Origin of the sequence: Micromonospora sp. CA-269861, from assembly GCF_050948505.1 — a bacterium.
GTDB lineage: Bacteria > Actinomycetota > Actinomycetes > Mycobacteriales > Micromonosporaceae > Micromonospora.
On record NZ_CP192014.1, the window covers coordinates 1804350 to 1827612 of the forward strand.

Below are 23263 nucleotides of genomic sequence, written 5' to 3' on the forward strand. Positions count from 1 at the left end.
CACACTCACGACGGTGGGTGTGTGGCCGGGCGACTGCGGGTCACCGGCGGGCGTGGCGGAGCAGGAGGACACCGTCCTCGGCGGCGAGCACGTGCCGCAGTGGCAGGTGCCGGGGCGGCGCGGCGTCGCCGGCGGTGATCCGGCCCGGTCCGGGCCCGGCGAGCAGCGGTGAGACGGTGAGGCACAGCTCGTCCACCAGGTCGGCGGCGGTGAGCGCGCCGAACAGGTGTGGGCCGCCCTCGCAGAGCAGTTCAGTGAACCCGCGTCGGTGCAGCTCGGCCAGACCGGCGGCCAGGTCGACCCGCTCGGCGCCGCAGCGCAGCACGTCGGCGACGTCGGTCAGCCCGGGTGGTGGGCTGGTGTCGGCGTGGGTGAGCACCACCGGGCGGGTCGGCGCGTCGGCGAAGGCGGCCTGCGCCGGGTCCAGGTCGAGCGAATTGGAGACGACCACGAGCGTCGGGTAGTCGGCCAGCCCGTTGGCACGACGCCAGGCGCGGCGGCGCTCGTCGAGACGGACCGCCCGGTACCCCTCGTGGCGGAGCGTGCCGGCGGCCACCACCAGGGCGTCGCAGACCATCCGCAGCAGGCCGAAGACCCGCTTGTCCGGCTCGCCGGAGAGGCCTGCGGAGTAGCCGTCCACGGTGACCGCGCCGTCCAGGCTGGCCACGAAGTTCACCCGCAGCCGGGGCTCGTCGGCGCGGCCGTAGAGAGCGGTCAGCGCGGCGTCGTCGAGCGGCTGCGTGGACGGCTCCGGCCAGAGCCGCCGGATCGGAATTCCGACGGTCATTCGCCGGCCGGACCGGTGACCGGAGGGGTCGGTTCGGCGGTACGGTGCTGACAGTCGCACCAGTTCCGGCCCGGGCAGTCGTCGTGTCGCCGGGCCCGGCACGCTCGGCAGATCATGCTCGCAGCCTAAGCCGCGGGAGGACAGGACAGCATGCCGCGTCAGATCTTCCAGCTGAAGATGTCCCTCGCCGGGACCCGCCCGCCGGTGTGGCGCCGGGTGCTCGTGCCGGCCGGCTACACGCTGGACCGGCTGCACCGGGTGGTGCAGCACGCGATGGGTTGGCGGGACTGCCACCTGCACTCGTTCGAGATCGACGCGGTGCAGTACGGCGAGCCCGACCCGGACGGGGAGCTGGCGCTGCACGACGAGTTGGACGTGCGGCTCGACGCGGTGCTCGGCAAGGGCAGCCGGTTCTCCTACACGTACGACTTCGGCGACTGGTGGGAGCACGACCTGGTCGTGGAGGACGCGCTGACCGTCGACCCCGACGAGCGGTACCCGATCTGCCGGGCCGGCGACCGGGCCTGCCCGCCGGAGGGTGTCGGCGGGCCGTTGGGCTACCAGGCGCTCCTGGAGGCCCTGGACGAGCAGACCGCCACGGCCGACCTGGTCAGCTCCCGCCACGCGGTGCTGCGCGACTGGGCCGGGTCCACCTTCGACCCGTCCCACTTCGACGCCGACCGCGCAACCACCCTCCTCCGCCGCTTCTGCTGACCAGCCCCGCCGGGCGCCGCCTTGTTGACCAAGAAGTTCGCGTCAGCAGGGCCACGATTCCTGACCGGAACCTCTTGATCGACAGGGGTGGAGGCGGGGGTCTGCTGGGGTGGGCGGGGTCAGAGTGATCAGCGGTAACGATCTGGGAACGCTCCCAACGCCCTATTGACACTCCCGTTACCCGCCGGCAATCTCATGGGAGCGCTCCCGAGGGTGGCATGGGTCACTCACGCATCCCCCGGCCTGGCGCGACTGAGCACCCCCCACCACACACATCAGCCTCACCACCGGAAAGAGGGGTCAGCGCATGAGTGTCACCACGCGGCGTACCCGCCTGGCGGCCGCTGCCCTGGCCGCGATCACCGCAATCGGCGGTCTCGCGGCCTGCGGCAACGACGACGACAAGCCAGCGGCCGGCGAGAAGCCCGCCAAGCTGGTCGTCGACACCTTCGGCGAGATGGGCTACGACGAGCTCGTCAAGCAGTACGAGAAGGACACCGGCATCAAGGTCGAGCTGCGCAAGACCGCTCAGCTTGGTGAGTACCGGCCGAAGCTGGTCCGCTACCTGGCCACCGGCAAGGGCGCGGCCGACGTCACCGCCCTGGAAGAGGGCATCCTCAACGAGTTCAAGCCCAACGCGCGCAACTGGGCCGACCTCACCCCGCTGGTCGCCGACCACTCGAAGGAATACCTGCCCTGGAAGTGGGAGCTGGGCAAGGCGCCGGACGGCCGGCTGATCGGCCTGCCGACCGACGTCGGCAGCCTTGCCGTCTGCTACCGCAAGGACCTGTTCCAGGCGGCCGGTCTGCCCACCGAGCGCGACCAGGTGTCGGCGCTCTGGCCGGACTGGAAGGGCTTCCACGACGCCGGTCTGAAGTACAAGCAGGGCAGCGGCGGCAAGGCGTTCATCGACTCGATCACCGCCGTCTCCAACGGTGTGCTCTTCCAGGGCAACGGTGACCTGTTCTACGACAAGGAAGACAACATCATCGCGGACACCAGCCCCGCGGTGAAGAACGCCTGGGACACCGCCACCTCGATGGCCGACATCTCCGCCAAGGCGTCCACCTGGTCGCCGGAGTGGTCGGGTGGCTTCAAGCAGGGCACCTTCGCGGCCACCTTCTGCCCGTCCTGGATGCTCGGCATCGTGTCGGACAACTCCGGTCCGGCCAACAAGGGCAAGTGGGATGTCGCGGCAGTGCCGGGCGGCGGCGGTAACTGGGGCGGCTCGTGGCTCGCGGTTCCGGCGCAGAGCAAGTACCCGAAGGAGGCGGCGAAGCTCGCCGAGTACCTGACCAACGCGAAGAGCCAGGTCGAGGCATTCAAGCTCAAGGGCCCGCTGCCCACCAACCTGGAAGCGCTGAAGAACGACGCGTTCATCGGCTACACCAACGAGTACTTCAGCAACGCGCCGACCGGCAAGATTTTCGGGGAGAGCGTCGCCAAGATCCAGCCGACCCACCTGGGCCCGAAGCACCAGGCGGTGAAGGAGAACGCGCTCGAGCCGGCCCTGCGGGCGTTCGAGAACGGGCAGGCCGACAAGGCGAAGGCCTGGGAGCAGTTCACGAAGGACGCAAAGACTCAGGGTGCCTTCTGAGTGATTCCCTGCCGGTGGCGTTCGGGGTCTCCCGGACGCCACCGGCCGGTCCCCTCCGCGTAGCGCCCTGCGCGAGGGCCCCCGGGCCTCGCCGGAAAAGGAAATTCGCATGAGCCTGTCGGCCACGACGGCACGGCCGTCGCCAGCAGCACCGCCTTCTCCCGACGTCTCTCGCCGACGTCGACGGGGAAGGTTACTCAACCGCCTCGATGTCAAGTACTCGCCGTACCTCTACATCGCCCCGTTCTTCCTGATCTTCGGCGTCTTCGGGCTGTACCCGATGCTGCGTACCGCCTGGATGTCGCTGCACGACTGGGACATGATCGGCGAGCACACGTTCATCGGCTTCGACAACTACACCCGGTTGGTGTCGGACGAGTACTTCTGGAACGCGCTGGTCAACACGTTCGGCATCTTCGCCCTGTCGACCATCCCGCAGTTGTTGCTCGCACTCTTCCTGGCGAACCTGCTCAACCGGAGCCTCCTGCGCGCCAAGACCTTCTTCCGGATGGCCATCTTCATGCCGAACGTGGTGTCGGTGGCCGCTGTCGCGATCGTCTTCGGGATGCTGTTCCAGCGCGAGTTCGGCCTGTTCAACTGGCTGCTCAGTTTCGTCGGTGTCGACCCGGTCGACTGGGACGGGCACCGGTGGAGCTCCTGGACGGCCATCTCCTCAATGGTCAACTGGCGATGGACCGGGTACAACACCCTGATCCTGCTCGCCGGCATGCAGGCGATCCCGAAGGACCTCTACGAGGCCGCGGAGATCGACGGCGCCAGTTCGTGGCGGCAGTTCTGGCAGATCACCCTGCCGATGCTCAAGCCCACCTTCATCTTCGTGGTCATCCTCTCCACGATCGGCGGCATGCAGCTCTTCACCGAGCCCCTGCTCTTCGGCAACGGCAACATCATCGGCGGCAACCAGCGGGAGTTCCAGACGCTGGCCATGTACATGTACGAGATGGGCATCGTGAACCTGAACACCGCCGGTTACGGCGCGGCGGTCGCCTGGGCGATCTTCATGATCATCATCGTGGTGTCGCTGTTCAACTTCCTACTCGTCCGCCGCTCGGCGAAGTGAGGAGAGATCGATGATCTCGGCTTCCCAGCGCCTGTGGCGCACCAGCCCGCTGACCTACCTGGCGCTCGTCCTGGCGGCGCTGCTGTCGATCTACCCGTTCTACTACATGCTGGTGATCGGCTCTCGCAGCCTGGACAACATCAACGACGTGCCGCCGCCGTTGACCCCCGGTGGCGCGTTCGGTGACAACTTCGGGCGGGTGCTCGACAACGACGCCGCCAACTTCCTCACCGGCATGATGAACTCGATCATCGTCTCGTCGGTGGTCACCGTGTCGGTGGTGCTCACCGGTTCGCTGGCCGGGTTCGCCTTCGCCAAGCTGAAGTTCCGGGGCAGCAACGCCCTCCTGCTGGCGATCATCGTCACCATGATGATCCCGACCCAGATGGGGCTCATCCCGCTCTGGGGCATGATGCAGGACCTGGGGTGGTACGACACCCTCTACGCGGTCACCGTGCCGTTCCTGGTCACCGCCTTCGGCGTGTTCATGATGCGGCAGTACGCCAGCCAGGCGATCTCCGACGAGCTGATCGAGGCCGGTCGCGTCGACGGGGCGACCACGTTCCGGATCTACTGGAGCATCGTGCTGCCCGCGCTGCGTCCCGCCGCCGGCGTCCTCGGTCTGCTGACCTTCATGGAGACCTGGAACTCGTTCCTCTGGCCGTACGCCATCCTCACCCCGGAGAACCCGACCCTGCAGGTCTCGCTCTCCTTCCTCTCCTACGCCTACTACACCGACTACTCCCAGGTGTTCGCCGCCACGGCGATCGGCACCATCCCCCTGGTCATCGTCTTTCTCGTGTTCGGCCGCCAGATCATCGGCGGGATCATGGAAGGTGCCGTCAAGTCGTGAGCAACCCCGCCAGCCCATTCGCCGTCGATGTCCTCGACGAGCGCCCCGGGCTGACCTTTCCACCCGGTTTCCTCTGGGGGGCCGCGACGGCGGCGTACCAGATCGAGGGGGCCGCGGCCCTGGGCGGCCGCACCCCGTCGATCTGGGACACCTTCAGCCACACCGAGGGTCGGGTCGTCGCCGGGCACACCGGGGACGTGGCGTGCGACCACTACCACCGGCTCGGCGACGACGTCGCGTTGATGGCCGAGCTGGGCCTGAAGTCGTACCGTTTCTCGGTCTCCTGGTCCCGGGTGCAGCCCGGCGGCACCGGCGCGGCCAACCCGCAGGGCCTGGACTTCTACCGCCGGCTGGTCGACGAACTGCTGGCCAGCGGCATCGAGCCGTGGCTGACCCTCTACCACTGGGATCTGCCGCAGCCGCTGGAAGACGCCGGTGGCTGGCCGGTCCGGGACACCGCGGCCCGCTTCGCCGACTACACGGGCCTGGTGGCCGACGCGCTCGGTGACCGGGTGCGCTACTGGACCACGCTGAACGAGCCGTGGTGCTCCGCGTTCCTCGGCTACGGCTCCGGCGTGCACGCGCCCGGCCGCACCGACGGAGCGGACGCGGTGCGCGCCGGCCACCACCTGATGCTCGGTCACGGCCTGGCCGTGCAGGCGCTGCGGGCCTCCCGGCCGACCGCCGAGGTGGGCGTCACCGTCAACCTCTACCCGGTCGACCCGGCCAGCGACACCCCCGCCGACTCCGACGCCGCCCGGCGGATCGACGGGTTGGCCAACCGCTTCTTCCTGGACCCGCTGCTGCGCGGGTCGTACCCGGAGGACCTGGTGGCCGACCTCAGCACGGTGACCGACTTCGACCACGTGCGGGACGGCGACCTGGCGACCATCGCCACGCCGCTGGACCTGGTCGGCGTCAACTACTACAGCCGGCACGTGGTCGCCGCAGCGGTCGAGGGCGTCGAGGCCGACCCGGCCCCGTCGTGCTGGCCGGGCAGCGAGGACGTCCGGTTCGTCAGCCGTGGCGTCCCGGTCACCGACATGGGCTGGGAGATCGACGCCCCGGGCCTGGCCGAGACGCTGCGCCGGGTGCACGAGTACACCGACCTGCCCCTGTACGTCACCGAAAACGGTTCCGCGTTCGTCGACTCGGTGGTCGACGGGCAGGTCGACGACGTCGATCGGCTCGCCTACTTCGACGCCCACCTGCGGGCCGCACACGAGGCGATCGACGCCGGGGTGCCTCTGCGGGGATACTTTGCCTGGTCGTTGATGGATAATTTCGAGTGGGCCTGGGGTTACACCAAGCGGTTCGGCATGGTCCACGTCGACTATGACAGCCAGGTCCGCACCCCCAAGTCCAGCGCCAAGTGGTACGCCTCGGTGATCCGGCGCAACGGTCTGGCCGCACAATAGGCTCGGGCCAGCCATCAGGACGGCCCCGGCGTTCACCTCCCGCAGGTGGCGCCGGGTCCGCCCGCCGTCGGAGGAGCAGACGATGACAACGCAGCGCACCCGGTCGCTCGGGCGCCCGACCCTCGACGCGGTCGCGGCGCGTGCCGGTGTCGGTCGGGGCACGGTCTCCCGCGTGGTCAACGGCTCGCCCCAGGTCAGCCCGGAGGCCCGGGCCGCGGTCCAACAGGCCATCGCGGAGCTGGGGTACGTGCCGAACCGGGCGGCCCGTGCGCTCGTCACCCAGCGGACCGACTCCGTCGCGCTCGTGGTGTCCGAATCCGGCGAGCGGGTCTTCACCGAGCCGTTCTTCGCCAGCATCGTGCGGGGGATCAGCTCCGGGCTGCTGGAGACGCCGATGCAGCTCTGGCTGGCCATGGCCCAGTCGCCTGTCGAGCGGGAGCGGGTCGAGCACCACCTCACGAACCAGCACGTCGACGGCGTCCTGCTGCTGTCGCTGCACGACTCCGACCCGCTGCCGACCCTGCTGGAGGAGCGCGGCCTGCCCGCTGTGCTCGGCGGTCGGCCCGCCCGCATGCTGCAACCCGGCGCCCAACCGGCCTGGTTTGTCGACGTGGACAACGTTGGCGGGGCCCGGCAGGCGGTGGAGTATCTGGCGCGGCAGGGGCGGCGACGCGTCGCCACCATCGCCGGTCCGCAGGACATGGGTGCCGGCCTGGCCCGGTTGGCCGGCTACACCGACGCGGTCAAGGCCACCGGTGCCAGCGTCAACCCGGACCTGATCGCGTACGGCGACTTCAGCGAGGGCAGCGGCGCGGCCGGCATGCGCCGGCTTCTGGACGCCTGCCCGGACCTGGACGCGGTGTTCGTCGCGTCCGACCTCATGGCGTTCGGCGCGCTGCGTACCCTGCGCGAGGCCGGCCGCCGGGTGCCGCAGGACGTCGCGGTGATCGGCTTCGACGACGCGACCATCGCCCGACAGGCGGAACCGCCGCTGACCACTGTCTTCCAGCCCGTGGAGGAGATGGGCCGGCAGATGGCCCGCCTGCTGGTGGCCCGGATCCGTGGCGAGGAGCTACCTGCCTCCCACATCCTCCTGGACACCCAACTGGTCCACCGAGCCTCCGCCTGACCCACCCACTCGGGCTGCGCCGTTGATCATGAAGTTATTGCCATGACACGCCGATGCGGCGGGCAATAACTTCATGATCAACTAGGGTGGGGTTACCGGGTCCAGCGGCGGAGTTCGCGCTTGGCCAGCGAGTTGCGGTGGACCTCGTCGGGGCCGTCGGCGAGGCGCAGGGTGCGGGTCTGCGCCCAGAGGGCGGCCAGTGGCGTGTCCTGGCTGACGCCAGCGCCGCCGTACCCCTGGATGGCCTTGTCGATCACCCACTCCGCCATCGCCGGCGTGCCGATCTTGATGGCTTGGATCTCGGTGTGCGCGCCCTTGTTGCCGACGGTGTCCATCAGCCACGCCGTCTTGAGCACCAGCAGCCGGGCCTGCTCGATGCGGACCCGCGACTCGGCGATCCACTCCCGGACCACGCCCTGCTCGGCCAGCGGCCGGCCGAACGCGACGCGCTCGAGCGCCCGCTTGCAGAGCAGCTCCAATGCCCGCTCAGCCATTCCGATCAATCGCATGCAGTGGTGGATCCGGCCCGGCCCCAGCCGGGCCTGGGCGATGGCGAAGCCGGTGCCCTCGGCGCCGATCAGGTTCTCCGCGGGCACCCGGACGTCGGTGAAGTCGATCTCGGCGTGCCCGCCGTGCGATCCGTCGGTGTAACCGAAGACGGTCATGCCCCGGCGCACTGCCACACCAGGGGTGTCCCGGGGGACCAGCACCATGCTCTGCTGGCGGTGCCGGTCGGCGGTGGGGTCGGTCTTGCCCATCACGATGAAGATCTCGCAGCGCGGGTCCATGGCGCCGGACGACCACCACTTCCGCCCGTTGATCACGTATTCGTCGCCGTCGCGGGTGATCCGGGTGGCGATGTTCGTGGCGTCGGAGGACGCGACGTCCGGCTCGGTCATGCAGAACGCCGAGCGGATCTCACCCTCCAGCAGCGGCATCAGCCAGCGCTGTCGCTGCGCCTCCGAGCCGAACTCGGCAAGCAGCTCCATGTTGCCGGTGTCCGGTGCCGCGCAGTTGACCGCCTCCGGCGCGAGGTGCGGGCTGCGCCCGGTCAGCTCGGCGAGCGGAGCGTACTGAAGGTTGGTCAGGCCGGCGCCGTAGCGCGGGTCGGGCAGGAAGAGGTTCCACAGGCCGCGCTTGCGGGCCTCCGCCTTCAGTTCGGCCAACACCGGGGTACGCGACCACGGGTCCCCGGCGGCCACCTGCTCGGCGTGCACGGCCTCGGCCGGGTAGACGTGCTCGGTCAGGAACCGGGTCAGCTCGTCGCGCAGCTCCTCGGTCCGGCTGTCGAATGAGAAGTCCATCACCGCTCCCTGGCGGCGGTCAGCCCGTGCGCGACCAGCGGTGCCACCATCTCGCCGATCCGGTCGAAGCCCTCGCCGAGCGTCTGCCCGAGCGTGTGGCGGTAGTGAATGCCCTCGCAGATGACCGCGAGCTTGAAACAGCCGAGCGCCACGTGCCAGTGCAGCGGCCCGACGTCGACATCGCTGCGTCCGGCGTACCTGTCGATCAGCTCGCTGCCGGTGGGGAAGCCGGCGCGTGGGCCGAGCCCGTCGGCGACGGGGTTGCCCTCGGCGGTGTCGCTGCCGCCGAGCACGTCCCAGTACGTCAGCAGCAGCCCCAGGTCGGCGAGGGGGTCGCCGAGGGTGGCCATCTCCCAGTCGAGCACCGCGTGCACGGCGACCGGGTCGGCCGAGGCGAGGAGATTGTCCAGGCGGTAGTCGCCGTGCACGATCCGGCCGGCGTTCGCGCCCTCCGGGGCGGTCGCCGCGAGCAGGTCACGCAGCTCGTCGATGCCGGGTAGTGGCCGGCTGCGGGAGCGGTCGAGCTGCCCGGCCCAGCGGCGGACCTGCCGGGCGAGGTAGCCCTCGGGGCGGCCGAAGTCACCCAACCCGACAGTGGACGGCTCGACGCTGTGCAGCGCGGCGAGCGTGTCCATCATCGCCATCGCGAGGGACCGGCGGCGCTCGTCGCCCAGCGGGTCGGTCTGCGCGCGGGTGCGGAACACCTCGCCGGGCATCCGCTCCATCAGGTAGAACGGTGCGCCGATCACCTCGGGGTCGGTGCAGAGCAGCAGCGCGCCGGGGACCGGCACCTCGGTCGGTGCCAGCGCCGAGATGACCCGGAACTCGCGCGCCATGTCGTGCGCGGTCGCCAGCACGTGCCCCAGCGGGGGGCGGCGCAGCACGACCTCGCGGTCGCCGAGGTGCAGCAGGTAGGTGAGGTTGGACTTGCCGCCCGCGATCAGCTGGGCACGCAGCGGCCCGACGGCCAGCTCGGGCCGGTGCTCCGCCAGATGACCGGCGAGGCGGTCCAGGGCCAGGCCCGCTGGGGAGGCGGGAACGGCCTCCGGCCGTGGCGCATCGACGGCCGGATCGCTCATCCGACTAGTTGATGGCAGCCCGCTCACGTTGTCAAGGTCAGAATTTCCGCTCGGGACATGCCCCTGCAACAGGGACGAAATGGTCAACTACCAGGCTGGGACCAGCCTGCCGGCCGCTCTTTCGCCGGCCCGCCGAGCGGAGGGACAGACATGTTGCTGCGAGTTCGGGTCACCCTGCCGGACCGTCCGGGCACCCTCGGTCAGGTCGCCCGCACGCTGGGCGTCTCCGGGGCGGACATCGTCCAGGTGGTGGTCCTCGAACGGCTCGGCGGGCGCGCGGTGGACGATTTCACAGTCGTCTGGCCGGGCGCGGCGCGGGTGGAGCGGCTGCTGGCTGGCCTCGCGGCGATTCCGGGCGTGCGGGTGGACGGTGTGTGGCGGGCGATCGGCGCGCCCACCACCACCGGCCAGGACGCGGAGCTGTTGGCCCAGGTCGCGGCCAACCCGGCCGACGGGTTGGCCACCCTTGTCGACGCGGTGCCCGGGCTGCTGGCCGCCGACTGGGCCGTGGCCGCCGTGGTGCCTGTCGACTGGGCCTCGCGGACCGGAGGCGGCGGGGCGACAGTGGGGCACGCGAGCTGGCGTGCTCCCGTACCCCCGCGGTTGCCGGAGGTGACCCCGCTGCGCGGCCGGTCGATGACCACGCCCGACGGCACCCACCACGCGATCGCGCCGTTCGGCCGGGCGGGCCTGGTGCTGGTGGCGGCCCGCGAGCACAGCGAGACCCTCTCCGCCGCGGCGTTCCACAGCACCGAGGTGGATCGGCTCACCCAGCTCGTCCGCGCCTGCGCGGTGATCCTCGGTGACCGACTCGACCTCGTCGGCGCGCCGCCGGTGATCGCCGGCCCCTGAGCGGCCCGAGGAGTTCCCGGGCCGACACCGCCGGGCAACCCGGCGGCAACAGGCCGGGGTGAGGCTCTTACCGGGGAAGGGAGCCAACCATGACGTTGTGGCGGATCCGAGCGACGGTGGACGACCGACCGGGTTACCTGTCGGTGCTCACGGCGAGCCTCGCGCTGCGCGGGGTCAACATCCTCACCGTGCAGGTGCAACCCACCGAGCAGGGCGCGGTGGACGACTTCCTTGTCGACGCGCCGGACGCGCTCGACGAGGCCGAACTGATCGCCGCCGTTGAGCGGGGTCGCGGCCGGGACTGCTGGGTGGCGCGCAGCGAGGCGCGTGGTCTGGCCGACCAGCCCACCCGGGTGCTCGGGCTGGCCACCCGGCTGGTGCGTGACCCGGACGCGACGGGCGAGGCGTTGCGGACCCTGCTCGCCGCCGACGTCGTCAGTTGGCGACCAGCGTCGGTCGGCGTCGAACGGGGGATCACCGGGGCCAGCATGCTGCTGGCCGACCCGGCGGGCGGTTCGTTCGCGCTGCGCCGGGCCGCGCCCGACTTCACCCCGGCGGAGTACGCGCGGGCGCAGGCCCTGGTCGAGCTGGCCGCCACCGTGGCGCGCCGGGCCGCCGAACAGGTCACGGTGGTGCTGCCCGACGGCGCGGAGGTGGCCGTCCGTCCGGCCGGCGCGCACGATCTGACCGGCGTCGTGGAGCTGCACGAGGCGTGCTCACCGCGCAGCCGGCAGCGGCGTTATCTGGGCGGGGCCGCGCTGCCGCAGCCGGCCCGCCTGCGCCGGCTGCTGGAGCCGAGCCGAGGGCTGACACTGGTCGCCACCACCACCGGCGTCGACGGCACTGCCGAGTCGGTGGTCGCCATGGCGAACCTGCTCGGCGAGGGCGACGAGGCCGAGGTGGCGCTGCTGGTGCGGGACGACTGGCAGCGGCGCGGGCTCGGCTCGGCGTTGCTGCGCCGGCTGGTTCAGCACGCCGACCGGTCCGGGTACGCGGCGCTGGTGCTGCACGTCCAGGCCAGCAACGACCCGATGCTGCGGACGCTGCGCCGACTGGACCGGCCCGTCTCGGTGCAGCGCGACGGCGGGCTGCTCACCGTGACGGTCCCGCTCGCCGCCGCCGTCCTGGCGGACCAGAGGGGCACCTCGGGGTAGCCGGTGCCCCTCCAGCCGCCGCCGGTCAGGTTGCGGGGTAGCTGTTGTAGTCGGGGAAGTTGCCGTAGAGCCGGTCGTCGCCGCCCACGGTGACGGCCTGCACCAGCAGGTCGCCGCCAACGAACGCGCCCTTCCAGGAGGCGCCCCGGCCGCCGAACGGCTCGTCCCGGTCACCCCGTGACCGTGGCTTGTTGATGCCGACCTTGAACGCCTGGAGGTCCACCGCGAGCTTGCCGGCCTCGTCGGTGTCGTCGCAGGCCAGCGAGGCCACCAGGGCGCCGTTGGAGGCGTTCATCGCGGCCAGCAGCTCGTCGGTGGTGTCCACCACGACGATCGTGTCGACCGGCCCGAACGGCTCGGCGTGCATCAGCCGGGACCGGCCGGGCGGGGCGAGCAGCACCGACGGCGCGACGTACGCCGAGGTGTCCTGCCCGGGCAGGAACGGCGCGCCGGTGAGCTTGCCCCGGTGAAGTGGCACCGCGCCGCCACGGACCGCCTCGTCGACCTTGCGGCGCAGCTCGTCGGCCTTGGTGGCACTGATCAGGGGCCCGAAGTCCAGCTCGGGCAGCGGGTCACCGGCGGCCCAGTCGTCGCCGACGGCGAGCGGGTGGCCGAAGCGGACCGAGCGGACCACCGGCAGGTACATGTCGAGGAACTCGTCGACCAAGTCACGCTGCACAACGAACCGGGGGTACGCGGTGCACCGCTGCTTGCCGTACTCGAAGCCCTTTTTGAGGTGGGTGGCGAGCAGGTCCCACTGGGAGAAGTTCCAGATGCCCCAGGCGTTGAGGCCCTCCTGCTCGATGAAGTGCCGCTTGTCGCTGTCGAGCAGCGCGGCGGCCACCTTGCCACCGTTGGAGCGACCGCCGACGAACGCCACCGCGCCGATCTCGGGTGCCCGGACCAGCACCTCGGACAGCTCCTCGCCGCCGCCGGAGACGAGGGTGGCGGGCAGTCCGGCGCGGCGCATCAGCGCGTGCGCGACGGTCAGGCAGACCGCGCCGCCCTGGGACGGGGTCTTCGCGATGACCGCGTTGCCGGCCAGGAGCTGCACCAGCTCGGCGTGCACCAGCACGCTCATCGGGTAGTTCCAGGACGCGATGTTGCTGACCGGGCCGGGTAGCGGCTCGCGGCCGTCGGCGAGCATCCGGTCGATCTCGCCCACGTACCAGCGGACGCCGTCGAGCGCCCGGTCCACGTCGGCGCAGGCCAGCCGCCACGGCTTGCCGATCTCCCACATCAGCAGCAGGGCGAGCAGGTCGCGGTGGGCGGTGAGCGAGTCCAGGGCGTCGGCGACCCGTGCCCTGCGGTCGGCCAGCGGGGTCTGGGCCCAGGCCCGGTGTGCGGCGGCGGCGTGGGCGACCGCGGCGCGCGCGGTGTCGGCGTCGAGTCGGGGCAGGTTGATGAGGACTGTGTTGTCCACCGGGGTGTGGACCGGAACGGGCTGGCCGACCGCCCGCCATTCGCCCTCGATCAGGTTGTGCAGGGTGGTGACGCCGTCGATCTCGGCGCCGAAGGCCTCCGGGGTGGCGGCCACCGCGCGGGCCAGGACGTCGGACCAGGCGGTGCCGTCGGCGAGTCGTAGTGCCATCGCGTTCTCCTCAGGGTTGACCGGGGAGCGGCGGCGTCGACGGCACCGCTGGTGAAACGTACTGTCGCGCGCCGCGCAGGGGGCCAGCAACAAAACGTTTGTCCGGTTTGGCCTACATCACACGAGCAGGGCGACCTTGCCAGCGGCGTGTCCCGACGCCACGAGGTCCAGCGCGTCGGGGGCTTTCGAGAACGGGAAGCACTTCGCGATGGGCACGGTGAGGTGTCCCGCGCCCGCGAGCTCGATCAGGTGGGATCGCACCCGGTCCCGGTAGGCCGCGCTGTCGGTCTCGTGGCCGACGATCCAGAAACCATCCGACCTGGCGCGATCGAATGCCGCGCTGGAGGCGATGCGCCGACGATCGGCGACCAGGGCGAGTGCCACGTCGACGGCCTCGTCCGTCCCGACCGCGTCGAACGAGGCGTCGACGTGGTCCGTCAGGTCGCGTACGCGTTGTTCGAGGCCCGGTCCGTAGGCGACCGGCTCGGCGCCGAACTGTCGGAGCAGGTCCCAGTTGCGCTGGCTCGCCGTTCCGATCACGCGCGCCCCGACCAGCTTCGCCTGCTGGACGGCGCTGATGCCGACGGCGCCGGATGCGGCGTGGACGAGGACGACATCACCCGCCGAGAGTTCGGTCCGGTAGAGCATCTCGGCGGCGGCGGTGCCGGTGAGCAGCAGGTTTGCCGCTTCGGCCCAGCCGAGGCTCGACGGCTTCGTGAAGACGTCCCGGGCCGCGACGGTGATCGCGGTCGTGTAGCCGCCCCGCACCCGGAACGACAGCACGTCATCGCCGACGTCATGGCCGCGTACGCCGTGTCCGACGGCCGCGATCGTTCCGGACACCTCGTAACCGATGTCCGGCTCTCCGCCCGACACGTTGCTCGCGTCGACCCGGTTCATGCCTACCGCGCGTACGGCGATGGTGATCTCGTCGGGTCCGGGCTCGGGCAGGTCCCACTGGTGCAGCGCGAGCCGATCGCCCTGGGAACGATCGGGCGCCCACTTCTGCGCGCTGATGCTCATGTGACCCCCCGGCTCGCTGCGGGCGCCCTCGTCGTAGCGCCTGGTGGTGACGCTAGTCGCGGACGCGACGACGGTGTGGCGATCGTGCGGGCCCGGGTACCCCTTCACAAATCGATGACGGGCGCATTACATTGTCGGTTATCCATGGGAGCGCTTCCATGACCCGTGGTCACACCGCCACCCCCGCTGTCGCCGGTGGCCGTGCCGCCCGTACGCCGTCCCGCGTCGGTGCGACCGCCGGCGGCGCCTCCGACAGGAGCCCGCCCATGCGCCACCTGACCCGGCCGTTCAGCGGCCAGCCTGGCCGGTCACCGGCCGTCGACCAGCCCTGGCCGCGGCGGCTGCTGGCCATCGGCGTCGCGCTGCTCACCGGCGCGTCCCTCGCGGTGACCACGCCGCCGTCCGGGCCCGCCTCCGCCGCGCCCGCCGCGACCTACAACTACGCCGAGGCGTTGCAGAAGTCGCTGCTCTTCTACGAGGCGCAGCAGTCCGGGCAACTGCCCGACTGGAACCGGGTCTCCTGGCGCGGAGACAGCGCGCTCACCGACGGCGCCAGCTCGGGTGTGGACCTCACCGGCGGTTGGTACGACGCCGGCGACCACGTCAAGTTCGGTTTCCCGATGGCGTTCAGCGCCACCATGCTCGCCTGGGGCGCTGTCGAATACCGCAGCGGCTACGCCTCGTCCGGGCAACTGCCGCACCTGCTCAACAACCTGCGCTTCGTCAACGACTACTTCATCAAGGCGCACCCCTCGGCCAACGTCCTCTACGGACAGGTCGGCAAGGGCGACGACGACCACAAGTGGTGGGGCCCGGCCGAGGTGATGCAGATGGCGCGGCCCGCGTACAAGATCGATGCGAGCTGTGGCGGCGCGGACCTGGCGGGGGAGACGGCGGCTGCGATGGCCGCCTCCTCGATGGTGTTCCGGCCCACCGACGCGACCTACGCCGACAAGCTGCTCGGGCACGCCCGGCAGCTCTACACCTTCGCGGACAACGTGCGGAAGTCCTACCACGAGTGCATCACCGACGCCACGAGCTTCTACCGTTCGTGGAGCGGCTGGCAGGACGAGCTGGTCTGGGCCGCGATCTGGCTGCACCGGGCCACCGGCGAGGCCAGCTACCTGGCCAAGGCCGAGAGTGAGTACGACAAGCTCGGCACCGAGAACCAGTCCACCACCCGCTCCTACAAGTGGACCATCGCCTGGGACAACAAGCAGTTCGGCGCGTACGTGCTGCTGGCCAACCTGACCGGCAAGCAGAAGTACGTCGACGACGCCAACCGGTGGCTGGACTACTGGACCGTCGGGGTGAACGGGCAGCGGGTGCCGTACTCGCCGGGCGGGATGGCGGTGCTCGACTCGTGGGGCGCGCTGCGCTACGCCGCGAACACCTCCTTCGCCGCGCTCGTCTACAGCGACAAGACCACCGACACCACCCGCAAGGCGCGCTACCACGACTTCGCCGTCCGGCAGATCAACTACGCGCTCGGCGACAACCCCCGCAACTCCAGCTACGTCATCGGGTTCGGCGCCAACTCGCCGCGCAACCCGCACCACCGCACCGCGCACGGCTCCTGGTGGGACAGCCAGACCGTGCCCGTGGAGACCCGGCACACCCTCTACGGCGCGCTGGTCGGTGGCCCGTCCTCGGCCAACGACGCGTACAGCGACAGCCGGTCGGACTACGTGATGAACGAGGTGGCCACCGACTACAACGCCGGCTTCACGTCCGCGCTGGTCCGGCTGACCTCCGAGTACGGCGGTACGCCGCTGGCGAACTTCCCGGTCGCCGAGACGCCGGACATCGACGAGCTGACCGTGGAGACCACCGTGACGCAGGCCGAACCTCGGGCCACCGGGCTCAAGGTGATGGTCTACAACAAGTCCGCGTTCCCGGCCCGTGCGCTGACCGACGGCCGGTTCCGGTACTACTTCCGGCCCGACGGCACCGGCCCGGTGCAGGTCACCGCCGGCTACACCCAGGGCTGCCCGTCCCCGACCACGGCCAAGCAGTTCAGCGGCGACATCTGGTACGTCGAGGTGGACTGCGCCGGGTACACCATCGCCCCGGCGGGCCAGTCGCAGCACCGGATGGAGGTCCAGTTCAAGGTCGGCGTGCCGGAGGGCGGCACCTGGGACCCGACCAACGACCCGTCGTACCAGGCCACCGCCGGGCCCAACCGGAAGGTACCGCTCTACTCCGGCAGCACCCGCGTCTGGGGCGAGGAGCCGGGTCCGGCCGTACCGGACACCACCGCGCCGACCGCCCCGGGCACCCCTGTGGCATCTGGCCTGGCGCCCCGCGCGGTCACGCTGACCTGGGCGGCGTCCACCGACAGCGGCGGCAGCGGCCTTGCCGGCTATGAGGTGCGCGAGTTCATGGTCGGCAACGACGTGGTGGTGATCCGGCCGGTCACCGGCATCACGTTGACCATCTCGACGTTGCTGCCCGAACGGACGTACCAGTTCACCGTCGTGGCCCGCGACGGCGCGGGCAACACGTCGGCGTCCTCGCCGACGCTCAGCGTGACCACACCGCCCACCGGCAGCGCCGACACCACCGCGCCGAGCACCCCCGGCACGCCTGTCGCCTCGGCCGTCACCGCCACCGGGCTCACCCTGGCCTGGACCCCGTCGACCGACAACGTGGGCGTCACCGGCTACCGGGTCTACCGCGAGGCAGGCGCCACCGACGTGCTTGTCGCCTCGCCGACCGGCACCACCCAGGCGGTGACCGGGTTGACCGCCTCGACGGCGTACCAGTTCTACGTGGTGGCAGTGGACGCGGCGGGCAACACCTCCGTGGCGTCCGCACCGGTCGCGGTGACCACCGCGGCCCCGCCGGTCGGCGGCACCTGCACGGTGGGGTACGCCACCACCGACTGGGGCAGCGGCTTCACCGCCAACGTGTCGATCACCAACACCGGCACCACAGCGATCAACGGCTGGACCCTGCGGTTCAGCTTCCCCGGTGGGCAGAGCGTCAGCCAGGGCTGGTCGGCGGCGATCAGCCAGAGCGGCGCGGCGGTCACCGCCACGAACCTGTCCTACAACGGCTCGATCGCGGCGGGTGCGTCGGTGAGCTTCGGCTTCAACGGCACGTACAGCGGCGCCAACCCGAAACCGACGGCCTTCACCGTCAACAACACCCCCTGCACCATCGCCTGACCCCGTCCCGACTCTGAGATCTTGGACAGTTTCCGTTCGGCCGGAACGGAAACTGTCCAAGATCTGCAAGCGGACACGCGTCCTACGGCAGGTGCTGTGACGCGAGTTGACGCAGCCGGTCGTGCAGCCTCGCGGCGAGGCTGCGGGCGTACGTGGCGGTCAGATGATGGGCGTCCCGGTAGACGAGCAACCCGTCGATCACCGCGGGGCACGGTTCGGTGGGGCAGATGGCGTCGTTGAGGTCGGCCAGACGCACGTCGGGCACCGCGGCCGCGGCGCGCTCCTGCGGTAAGCCCCACGCGAGCGCGCGCTGCCGGGGCTGCGCGCAGGCGGTGAGCCGCTCGCGATGGGCCGAGACGCACTCGGCCATGTCCACTGTGAACGACGGGGTGTCCCGGAGAACCACAAGCGGCAGGCCGGCCCCGGTCACCTGTGACCAGGTCTGCGACAACGCGGCCGTCTGCGCGTCGGCCGTCGCCGGGCCCGGTGGCGGCGTGCTGCTGTCCACCAGCGGAATCTGGGTCACGCTGGAGACGATGAGCAGCCGGGGACGCCGCTCGCCGGTGAGCGCCCTCCGGAGGTTGCGGTTCCACTCCGTGCAGCTGTGGTCCGGGCGCCCGGCGATGCTGATCGGCGCGGTCAGGAAGGAGCACGTGGTCTTGATGTAGGTGACCAGCCGCCAGCCGCGCTCCGCCGCGATGACCTGGAGGGCCGGCACCCAGTGTGCCGCGTGCGAGTCGCCGGCCAGGGCCACCTCGACCGCCGAGTCCCGGTCGCCGTAGGTGCAGCTGCGCAGGCTCGCGTCCTGTGCCTGGGTGACGCAGTCGTCCCGGTAGACGTCGGGCAGGTCGTCGCGGGCATCGAGCGGATCGGGTGTGATGCGAACGAACCGGTCCACCGGTGCCGCTGCTCGCTCGCCCCCGGGTGACGCCCCCGCCGAGGGGCCTCCGGCGAGAGGCGCCTGACCGGAGGTGGGTGGTCGGACCGCCAGTTGCAGTCCGATTCCGGTGAGGACTGTGGCGCTGGTGGCGACAAGTCCCATCCGTAGCACGCCGGCCTTGGAGATCCGTGCGTACCGGAAGGGATTCTCCACCAGGTGGTAGGTCAGCACCGCCGGGACCGCCGAACAGAGGATCATCGCGAGTCCGGCGGTGGTTCCCAGCGGCCCCCACCGCGCTTCCGCCACCACCAGCAGCGGCCAGTGCCACAGATACCACGAGTACGACACGGCGCCGACCGCGCGCGTCGGGCGCCTGTTGAGCAGGAGGGCCGGCCCGTACCGTCCGGCGCCGGGCCCAGCCGCGATGATCGCGACGGCACCGATTGTGGGCAGCAACGCCAGATATCCCGGGTAGGCCGCAGTCTCCGGTCGGATCAGCGTCGCGGCCAGCGCGACAGTGGCCATCCCGGCCCAGCCGAGCGTGATCGCGGCCGGGCGCGGCAACCGGGTCAGGTGCCCACCCAGGATCGCCAGGCCACCGCCCAACGCCAGTTCCCACATGCGGGTGGTGGTGACCAGGTACGCCCGCGCGGGTTCGGTCTGGCTCAGGTGAATCGACCAGGCCAGCGACGGGATGCCGACCAGGGCGAAGGTGGCGAGCAGCCACGGGGACATCCGGTCGCCGAGGAACGGTCGGCGGTGCCGGCCCGACCGGTCACCCGGGGTCGGACGCCGCGCGTCGGTACGCCGGGACGCGCGGCGCGAGACGGGCAGGGCGACGACGAGCAGGAGCAGCGGCCACACCAGGTAGAACTGCTCCTCGACGGCGAGCGACCAGAAGTGCTGGAGGATGCTGGGTGCCTCCTCGGAGCGCAGATAGTCGGTCGACTGCTCCACCAGACGCCAGTTCATCGCGTAGACGGCGCTGGCGAGGGCGTCCCGGGCGGTCTCGGACCAGCGGATCGGGGGCAGGAACAGGTAGGTGAGCAGGAGGCTCGCGACGAGGACGACGCTGGCGGCCGGCAGCAACCGCTTGGCGCGTCGGGCGTAGAAGTCGACGATGCGGATTCCGCCGGTCCGGCGGATCTCGTCGACGAGGAGGCCGGTGATCAGGAAGCCGGAGATCACGAAGAAGACGTCGACGGCGACGAACGCGGCGGGGAGCGCGGAAACCCCCGCGTGCCCGACCAGGACCAGCACGAGCGCGAGCCCACGCAGCCCTTCGATGTCACCACGGAACCGGCCCGCGAGGATCGGGCCGGCGCGCGTGTCTGGTCCCCTCGTCTCCACCGCCACCAGGGCACGATAAGCCCGATATGGGTGTTATGGGATAAAATGCGACGAAGGTGAGGGTGCCCGCTCACTCCACCAGGTCGTCGGCGAGCAGGTCCATCAACAGGCCGTCGTGCCAGCGCCCGTCCGCGCCGCGCTCGTAGCGGCGCAGCACCCCCACCGGGCGAAAGCCAACCTTCGCGTACGCCCGGATGGCGGCGCTGTTCGCCGCCGCCGGGTCGATGGTGAAGCGGTGGTGGCCGTACTCGTCGATCAGGTGCCGGGCCAGGGTACGGATGGCGTCACCACCGAGGCCGGCACCGCGCTCCGCCGGGTCGAGGAAGACGTCCAGGCTGGCGTGCCGGTAGTCCGGGTCCGCCTCGGCATACCACTGGATCGCGCCGATCACCCGGCCGTCGTGCTCGATCGCGTACACGTGCAGGTCGTCGTCGCCGAGGTCGGCGCGGACCGAATCGGCCAGGTCGTCGCCGCCCCGCCACCACCGGCGTACCTCCGGGTCGGCCCGGATCGCCGCGAGGGCCGGCACGTCCGCGACCGTCGCCGGTCGTAGTGTCACCGCCCGCCCCCGCAGCATCGGCTCAGCCCCGGATCTCGCCGTGCTCGACGCAGACCGCCGACCAGCCCACCGGCAGCACCTGCACCTTCATCCGGCGTCGGCAGCGGGGGCAGAACCGGGGCGGCTCCAACTGACGGGCCGAAGCACAGGCCGGGTGGGCGGTGGCCGTCGCCGGCTCACCGCACCTGTCGCACCACAGCTCCGTCGTCGTCATGGTCGTCACAGCGTGGCGGAGAGAGCCTTGACCGGCATCTTCAGCTCGTCGAGCAGCTCCAGGTCGGCCGTCGCCGGTCGACCCAGCGTGGTCAGGTAGTTGCCGACGATCACCGCGTTGATGCCGCCGAGCAGACCATCGCGGGTGCCGAGGTCGCCGAGGGTGATCTCGCGACCACCCGCGTACCGCAGAATCGTGCGCGGCATGGCCAGCCGGAACGCGGCGATGGCCCGCAGCGCATCCTTGCCCTCCACCACCGGACGGTCACCGAGCGGGGTGCCGGGGCGCGGGTTGAGGAAGTTGAGCGGCACCTCGTGCGGGTTCAGCTCGGCGAGCTGCGCGGCGAACTCGGCCCGCTGCTCGACGGTCTCGCCGAGGCCGAGGATGCCACCGCAGCACACCTCCATGCCGGAGTCGCGAACCATCCGCAGCGTCTCCCAGCGCTCCTCCCACGAGTGCGTGGTGACCACGTTGGGGAAGTACGACCGGCAGGTCTCCAGGTTGTGGTTGTAGCGGTGCACGCCCATGTCGACCAGGTCGTCGACCTGCTCCTTCGTGAGCATGCCCAGCGACGCCGCGACCTGGATGTCGACAGCCGCCCTGATGGCGGCGACGCCCTCGCGCATCTGCTTCATCAGCCGCGCGTCCGGGCCGCGCACCGCGGCGACGATGCAGAACTCGGTCGCCCCGGTCGCGGCGGTCTGCTTCGCCGCCTCGACGAGCGACGGGATGTCCAGCCAGACCGAGCGGACCGGCGAGGTGAACAGGCCCGACTGCGAGCAGAAGTGGCAGTCCTCCGGGCAGCCGCCGGTCTTGAGCGAGACGATTCCCTCGACCTCGACCTCCGGGCCGCACCAGCGCATCCGCACGTCGTGAGCGAGCTGGAGGGCGGCGGGCAGGTGCTCGTCGGGCAGGTTCAACACGGCGAGGATGCCGGCCTGATCGAGGCCGACACCGTCACCCAGGACCTGGGTCCGGGCCTGGTCGAGGATCTCTGGCATGGCTCGTACCCTACAAGGCCTGTGCGAGAGCCCTGGGTCGAGCCGAGACGGAGTCCAGGCGGCGGTCCGGCGAGGCGGATGTTCGTCTGGATACCGGTGTTGTATCCGGACGAACATCCAACGCGGCCGGTCGTTGTCTGGGCCCGTCGCAGGCCGGCCGAGGGCTCTCGCACGGGCCTCGGGCCCCCCGATCAGCCGGAATGCCCTGGCAGTTCGCGGACAGCTCGCACCGAGTGGATTCGTCGGGCCGGTGGCGGCGGGTGGTAATTTCGCCCGGCGGGTGTCGGGCTGACCGGCACGTACAGCGGGGGAGGGTGACGGTGGCGGACTGGCTGGCGGCGCTCGACCGCCGCGCCCAGCTGCGGGCGAAGGCCGGGCTCACCCGGCGACTGCATCCGCGTCCGGCCGACGATCGGATGACCGACCTGGCCGGCAACGACTACCTCGGCCTGGCCACCCACCCGGAGGTCACCGCCGCGGCCACGGCGGCCCTCTCGGCGTACGGGCTGGGGGCGACCGGGTCGCGCCTGGTGCGCGGCTCCACCGACGCCCACCGGGCGCTGGAGGAGGACCTGGCCCGTTGGCTGGGCACCGACGGCGCGCTGGTCTTCTCCTCCGGCTACCTGGCCAACCTCGGTGCGCTTCGGGCGCTCGTCCAACCCCGGACGCTGCTCGTCTCCGACGCGCACAACCACGCGTCGCTGATCGACGGCTGCCGCCTCTCCGGTGCGGAGACGGTTGTCACACCGCACGCCGATGTGGACGCGGTCGCCGCCGCGCTCGCGGCCGCCCCCGGCCGCCCGGCGGTGGTGGTGACCGAGTCGATCTTCTCGGTCGACGGTGACCTCGCCCCGCTGGCTCGGCTGCACGCGGTGGCCCGCCGGTACGGCGCGCTGCTGCTTGTCGACGACGCGCACGCGCTCGGCCTGACCGGGCCGGCCGGCGCGGGCGCGGTGGCGGCCACCGGCCTGGGCGGCCAGCCGGACGTGGTGGTCACCGCCACCCTGTCCAAGGCGCTCGGCGGCGCGGGTGGCGTGGTCGCCGGCCCGGCCGAGTTCGTCAGACATCTGGTCGAGACCGGGCGCACGTTCATCTTCGACACGGCACTGCCGCCGGCGGTCGCCGCCGGTGTGCACGCCGCGCTGCGGCTCGCCCAGGCCGGCGATGACAGGCGTGCTGAGCTGTCCGAGCGGGTGGGGCTGGCGGTCGGTCGACTGCGGGCGGCCGGGCTGACCGTCTCCGCCCCGGACGCGGCGGTGATCTCGGTGACCGCCCCGGGCCGGAGGCGGCGACCGCGTGGGCCGCGGACTGCCGGGACCGGGGTGTCGCGGTGGGCTGTTTCCGGCCGCCGTCCACCCCGGACAGCCGCTCCCGCCTGCGCCTCACGGTCAGCGCGGGGGTGCCCCGGGAGGCGTTCGAGCGGGCGCTGGACGTCATCGTGGACTGTGCGCCGTGAGCGCGAGGAGTGAGCCGGGTTTGCGAGCCCCGCAGTCGCGAACCGAGGTCG

General features: G+C 71.3%; 18 protein-coding genes and 1 pseudogene. 10 read left to right on the top strand and 9 right to left on the bottom strand.

All coding sequences use genetic code 11. The annotated features are described in order from the left end of the window. Positions 1 to 40: 40 nt before the first annotated feature. On the bottom strand, positions 41 to 787 hold the full coding sequence (locus tag ACQP0U_RS08290; RefSeq protein ID WP_433317208.1) for a pyrimidine reductase family protein: 747 nt from the start codon (positions 785 to 787) through the stop codon (positions 41 to 43). Positions 788 to 937: 150 nt separating this feature from the next. On the opposite strand from ACQP0U_RS08290, the gene ACQP0U_RS08295 reads away from it, so the two are divergent. The 6 genes from ACQP0U_RS08295 (at position 938) to ACQP0U_RS08320 (ending at position 7579) form a co-directional block, all read left to right on the top strand. Further along, positions 938 to 1501 (top strand): plasmid pRiA4b ORF-3 family protein, encoded by a 564-nt coding sequence (locus ACQP0U_RS08295; RefSeq protein WP_433317209.1) that lies wholly within the window; start codon positions 938 to 940, stop codon positions 1499 to 1501. Positions 1502 to 1808: 307 nt separating this feature from the next. Further along, on the top strand, positions 1809 to 3098 hold the full coding sequence (locus ACQP0U_RS08300; protein ID WP_433317211.1) for an ABC transporter substrate-binding protein: 1290 nt from the start codon (positions 1809 to 1811) through the stop codon (positions 3096 to 3098). A 109-nt stretch (positions 3099 to 3207) separates the two neighbouring features. Continuing rightward, a complete protein-coding gene (locus ACQP0U_RS08305; protein ID WP_433317213.1) occupies positions 3208 to 4179 on the top strand; it encodes a carbohydrate ABC transporter permease in 972 nt (323 codons plus the stop codon). Positions 4180 to 4189: 10 nt separating this feature from the next. Beyond that, a complete protein-coding gene (locus tag ACQP0U_RS08310; protein ID WP_433317215.1) occupies positions 4190 to 5032 on the top strand; it encodes a carbohydrate ABC transporter permease in 843 nt (280 codons plus the stop codon). Continuing rightward, positions 5029 to 6450: a GH1 family beta-glucosidase gene (locus tag ACQP0U_RS08315; protein WP_433317217.1), complete on the top strand. Its 1422-nt coding sequence runs from the start codon at positions 5029 to 5031 to the stop codon at positions 6448 to 6450. Before ACQP0U_RS08310 ends, ACQP0U_RS08315 begins: the two co-directional genes overlap by 4 nt. Positions 6451 to 6532: 82 nt before the next feature. Then, complete coding sequence (locus tag ACQP0U_RS08320) at positions 6533 to 7579, top strand: LacI family DNA-binding transcriptional regulator (protein ID WP_238683294.1); 1047 nt, start codon at positions 6533 to 6535, stop codon at positions 7577 to 7579. A gap of 92 nt (positions 7580 to 7671) precedes the next feature. Here the strand turns inward: ACQP0U_RS08320 and ACQP0U_RS08325 are convergent, their stop codons facing one another. Then, positions 7672 to 8883, bottom strand: a complete 1212-nt coding sequence (locus ACQP0U_RS08325) for an acyl-CoA dehydrogenase family protein (protein WP_433317219.1) — start codon at positions 8881 to 8883, stop codon at positions 7672 to 7674. Further along, positions 8883 to 9962 carry a phosphotransferase family protein gene (locus ACQP0U_RS08330; protein WP_433317221.1) on the bottom strand — a complete coding sequence of 360 codons (1080 nt, stop codon included), beginning with the start codon at positions 9960 to 9962 and terminating at the stop codon, positions 8883 to 8885. Before ACQP0U_RS08330 ends, ACQP0U_RS08325 begins: the two co-directional genes overlap by 1 nt. A gap of 150 nt (positions 9963 to 10112) precedes the next feature. Here ACQP0U_RS08330 and ACQP0U_RS08335 point away from each other — a divergent pair, with 150 nt between their 5' ends. Together ACQP0U_RS08335 and ACQP0U_RS08340 are read left to right on the top strand one after the other, a co-directional pair. Beyond that, positions 10113 to 10814, top strand: a complete 702-nt coding sequence (locus ACQP0U_RS08335; RefSeq protein ID WP_433317223.1) for an amino acid-binding protein — start codon at positions 10113 to 10115, stop codon at positions 10812 to 10814. A gap of 89 nt (positions 10815 to 10903) precedes the next feature. Beyond that, the gene (locus tag ACQP0U_RS08340) at positions 10904 to 11968 is read left to right on the top strand and encodes a GNAT family N-acetyltransferase (protein ID WP_433317225.1); all 1065 of its coding nucleotides are present in this window, start codon (positions 10904 to 10906) and stop codon (positions 11966 to 11968) included. 25 nt (positions 11969 to 11993) lie between these two features. Here the strand turns inward: ACQP0U_RS08340 and ACQP0U_RS08345 are convergent, their stop codons facing one another. Next, positions 11994 to 13559: an aldehyde dehydrogenase family protein gene (locus ACQP0U_RS08345; protein WP_433317227.1), complete on the bottom strand. Its 1566-nt coding sequence runs from the start codon at positions 13557 to 13559 to the stop codon at positions 11994 to 11996. A gap of 117 nt (positions 13560 to 13676) precedes the next feature. Beyond that, positions 13677 to 14582, bottom strand: a complete 906-nt coding sequence (locus ACQP0U_RS08350; RefSeq protein WP_433317229.1) for a quinone oxidoreductase family protein — start codon at positions 14580 to 14582, stop codon at positions 13677 to 13679. Between the two features lie 266 nt (positions 14583 to 14848). Here ACQP0U_RS08350 and ACQP0U_RS08355 point away from each other — a divergent pair, with 266 nt between their 5' ends. After that, positions 14849 to 17752: a glycoside hydrolase family 9 protein gene (locus ACQP0U_RS08355; RefSeq protein ID WP_433320702.1), complete on the top strand. Its 2904-nt coding sequence runs from the start codon at positions 14849 to 14851 to the stop codon at positions 17750 to 17752. A gap of 82 nt (positions 17753 to 17834) precedes the next feature. On the opposite strand, the gene ACQP0U_RS08360 is transcribed toward ACQP0U_RS08355, so the two are convergent. From ACQP0U_RS08360 to bioB, 4 genes are all read right to left on the bottom strand, one after another. Then, positions 17835 to 19988: an acyltransferase family protein gene (locus ACQP0U_RS08360; protein ID WP_433317231.1), complete on the bottom strand. Its 2154-nt coding sequence runs from the start codon at positions 19986 to 19988 to the stop codon at positions 17835 to 17837. Between the two features lie 64 nt (positions 19989 to 20052). Then, a complete protein-coding gene (locus ACQP0U_RS08365; protein WP_433317233.1) occupies positions 20053 to 20559 on the bottom strand; it encodes a GNAT family N-acetyltransferase in 507 nt (168 codons plus the stop codon). Positions 20560 to 20563: 4 nt separating this feature from the next. Continuing rightward, positions 20564 to 20755: a hypothetical protein gene (locus tag ACQP0U_RS08370; RefSeq protein ID WP_433317235.1), complete on the bottom strand. Its 192-nt coding sequence runs from the start codon at positions 20753 to 20755 to the stop codon at positions 20564 to 20566. A gap of 5 nt (positions 20756 to 20760) precedes the next feature. Beyond that, positions 20761 to 21756 carry a biotin synthase BioB gene (gene bioB, locus ACQP0U_RS08375; RefSeq protein WP_347663633.1) on the bottom strand — a complete coding sequence of 332 codons (996 nt, stop codon included), beginning with the start codon at positions 21754 to 21756 and terminating at the stop codon, positions 20761 to 20763. Positions 21757 to 22076: 320 nt separating this feature from the next. Here bioB and ACQP0U_RS08380 point away from each other — a divergent pair. Continuing rightward, positions 22077 to 23212, top strand: a pseudogene (locus tag ACQP0U_RS08380) (8-amino-7-oxononanoate synthase). Positions 23213 to 23263 lie beyond the last annotated feature (51 nt).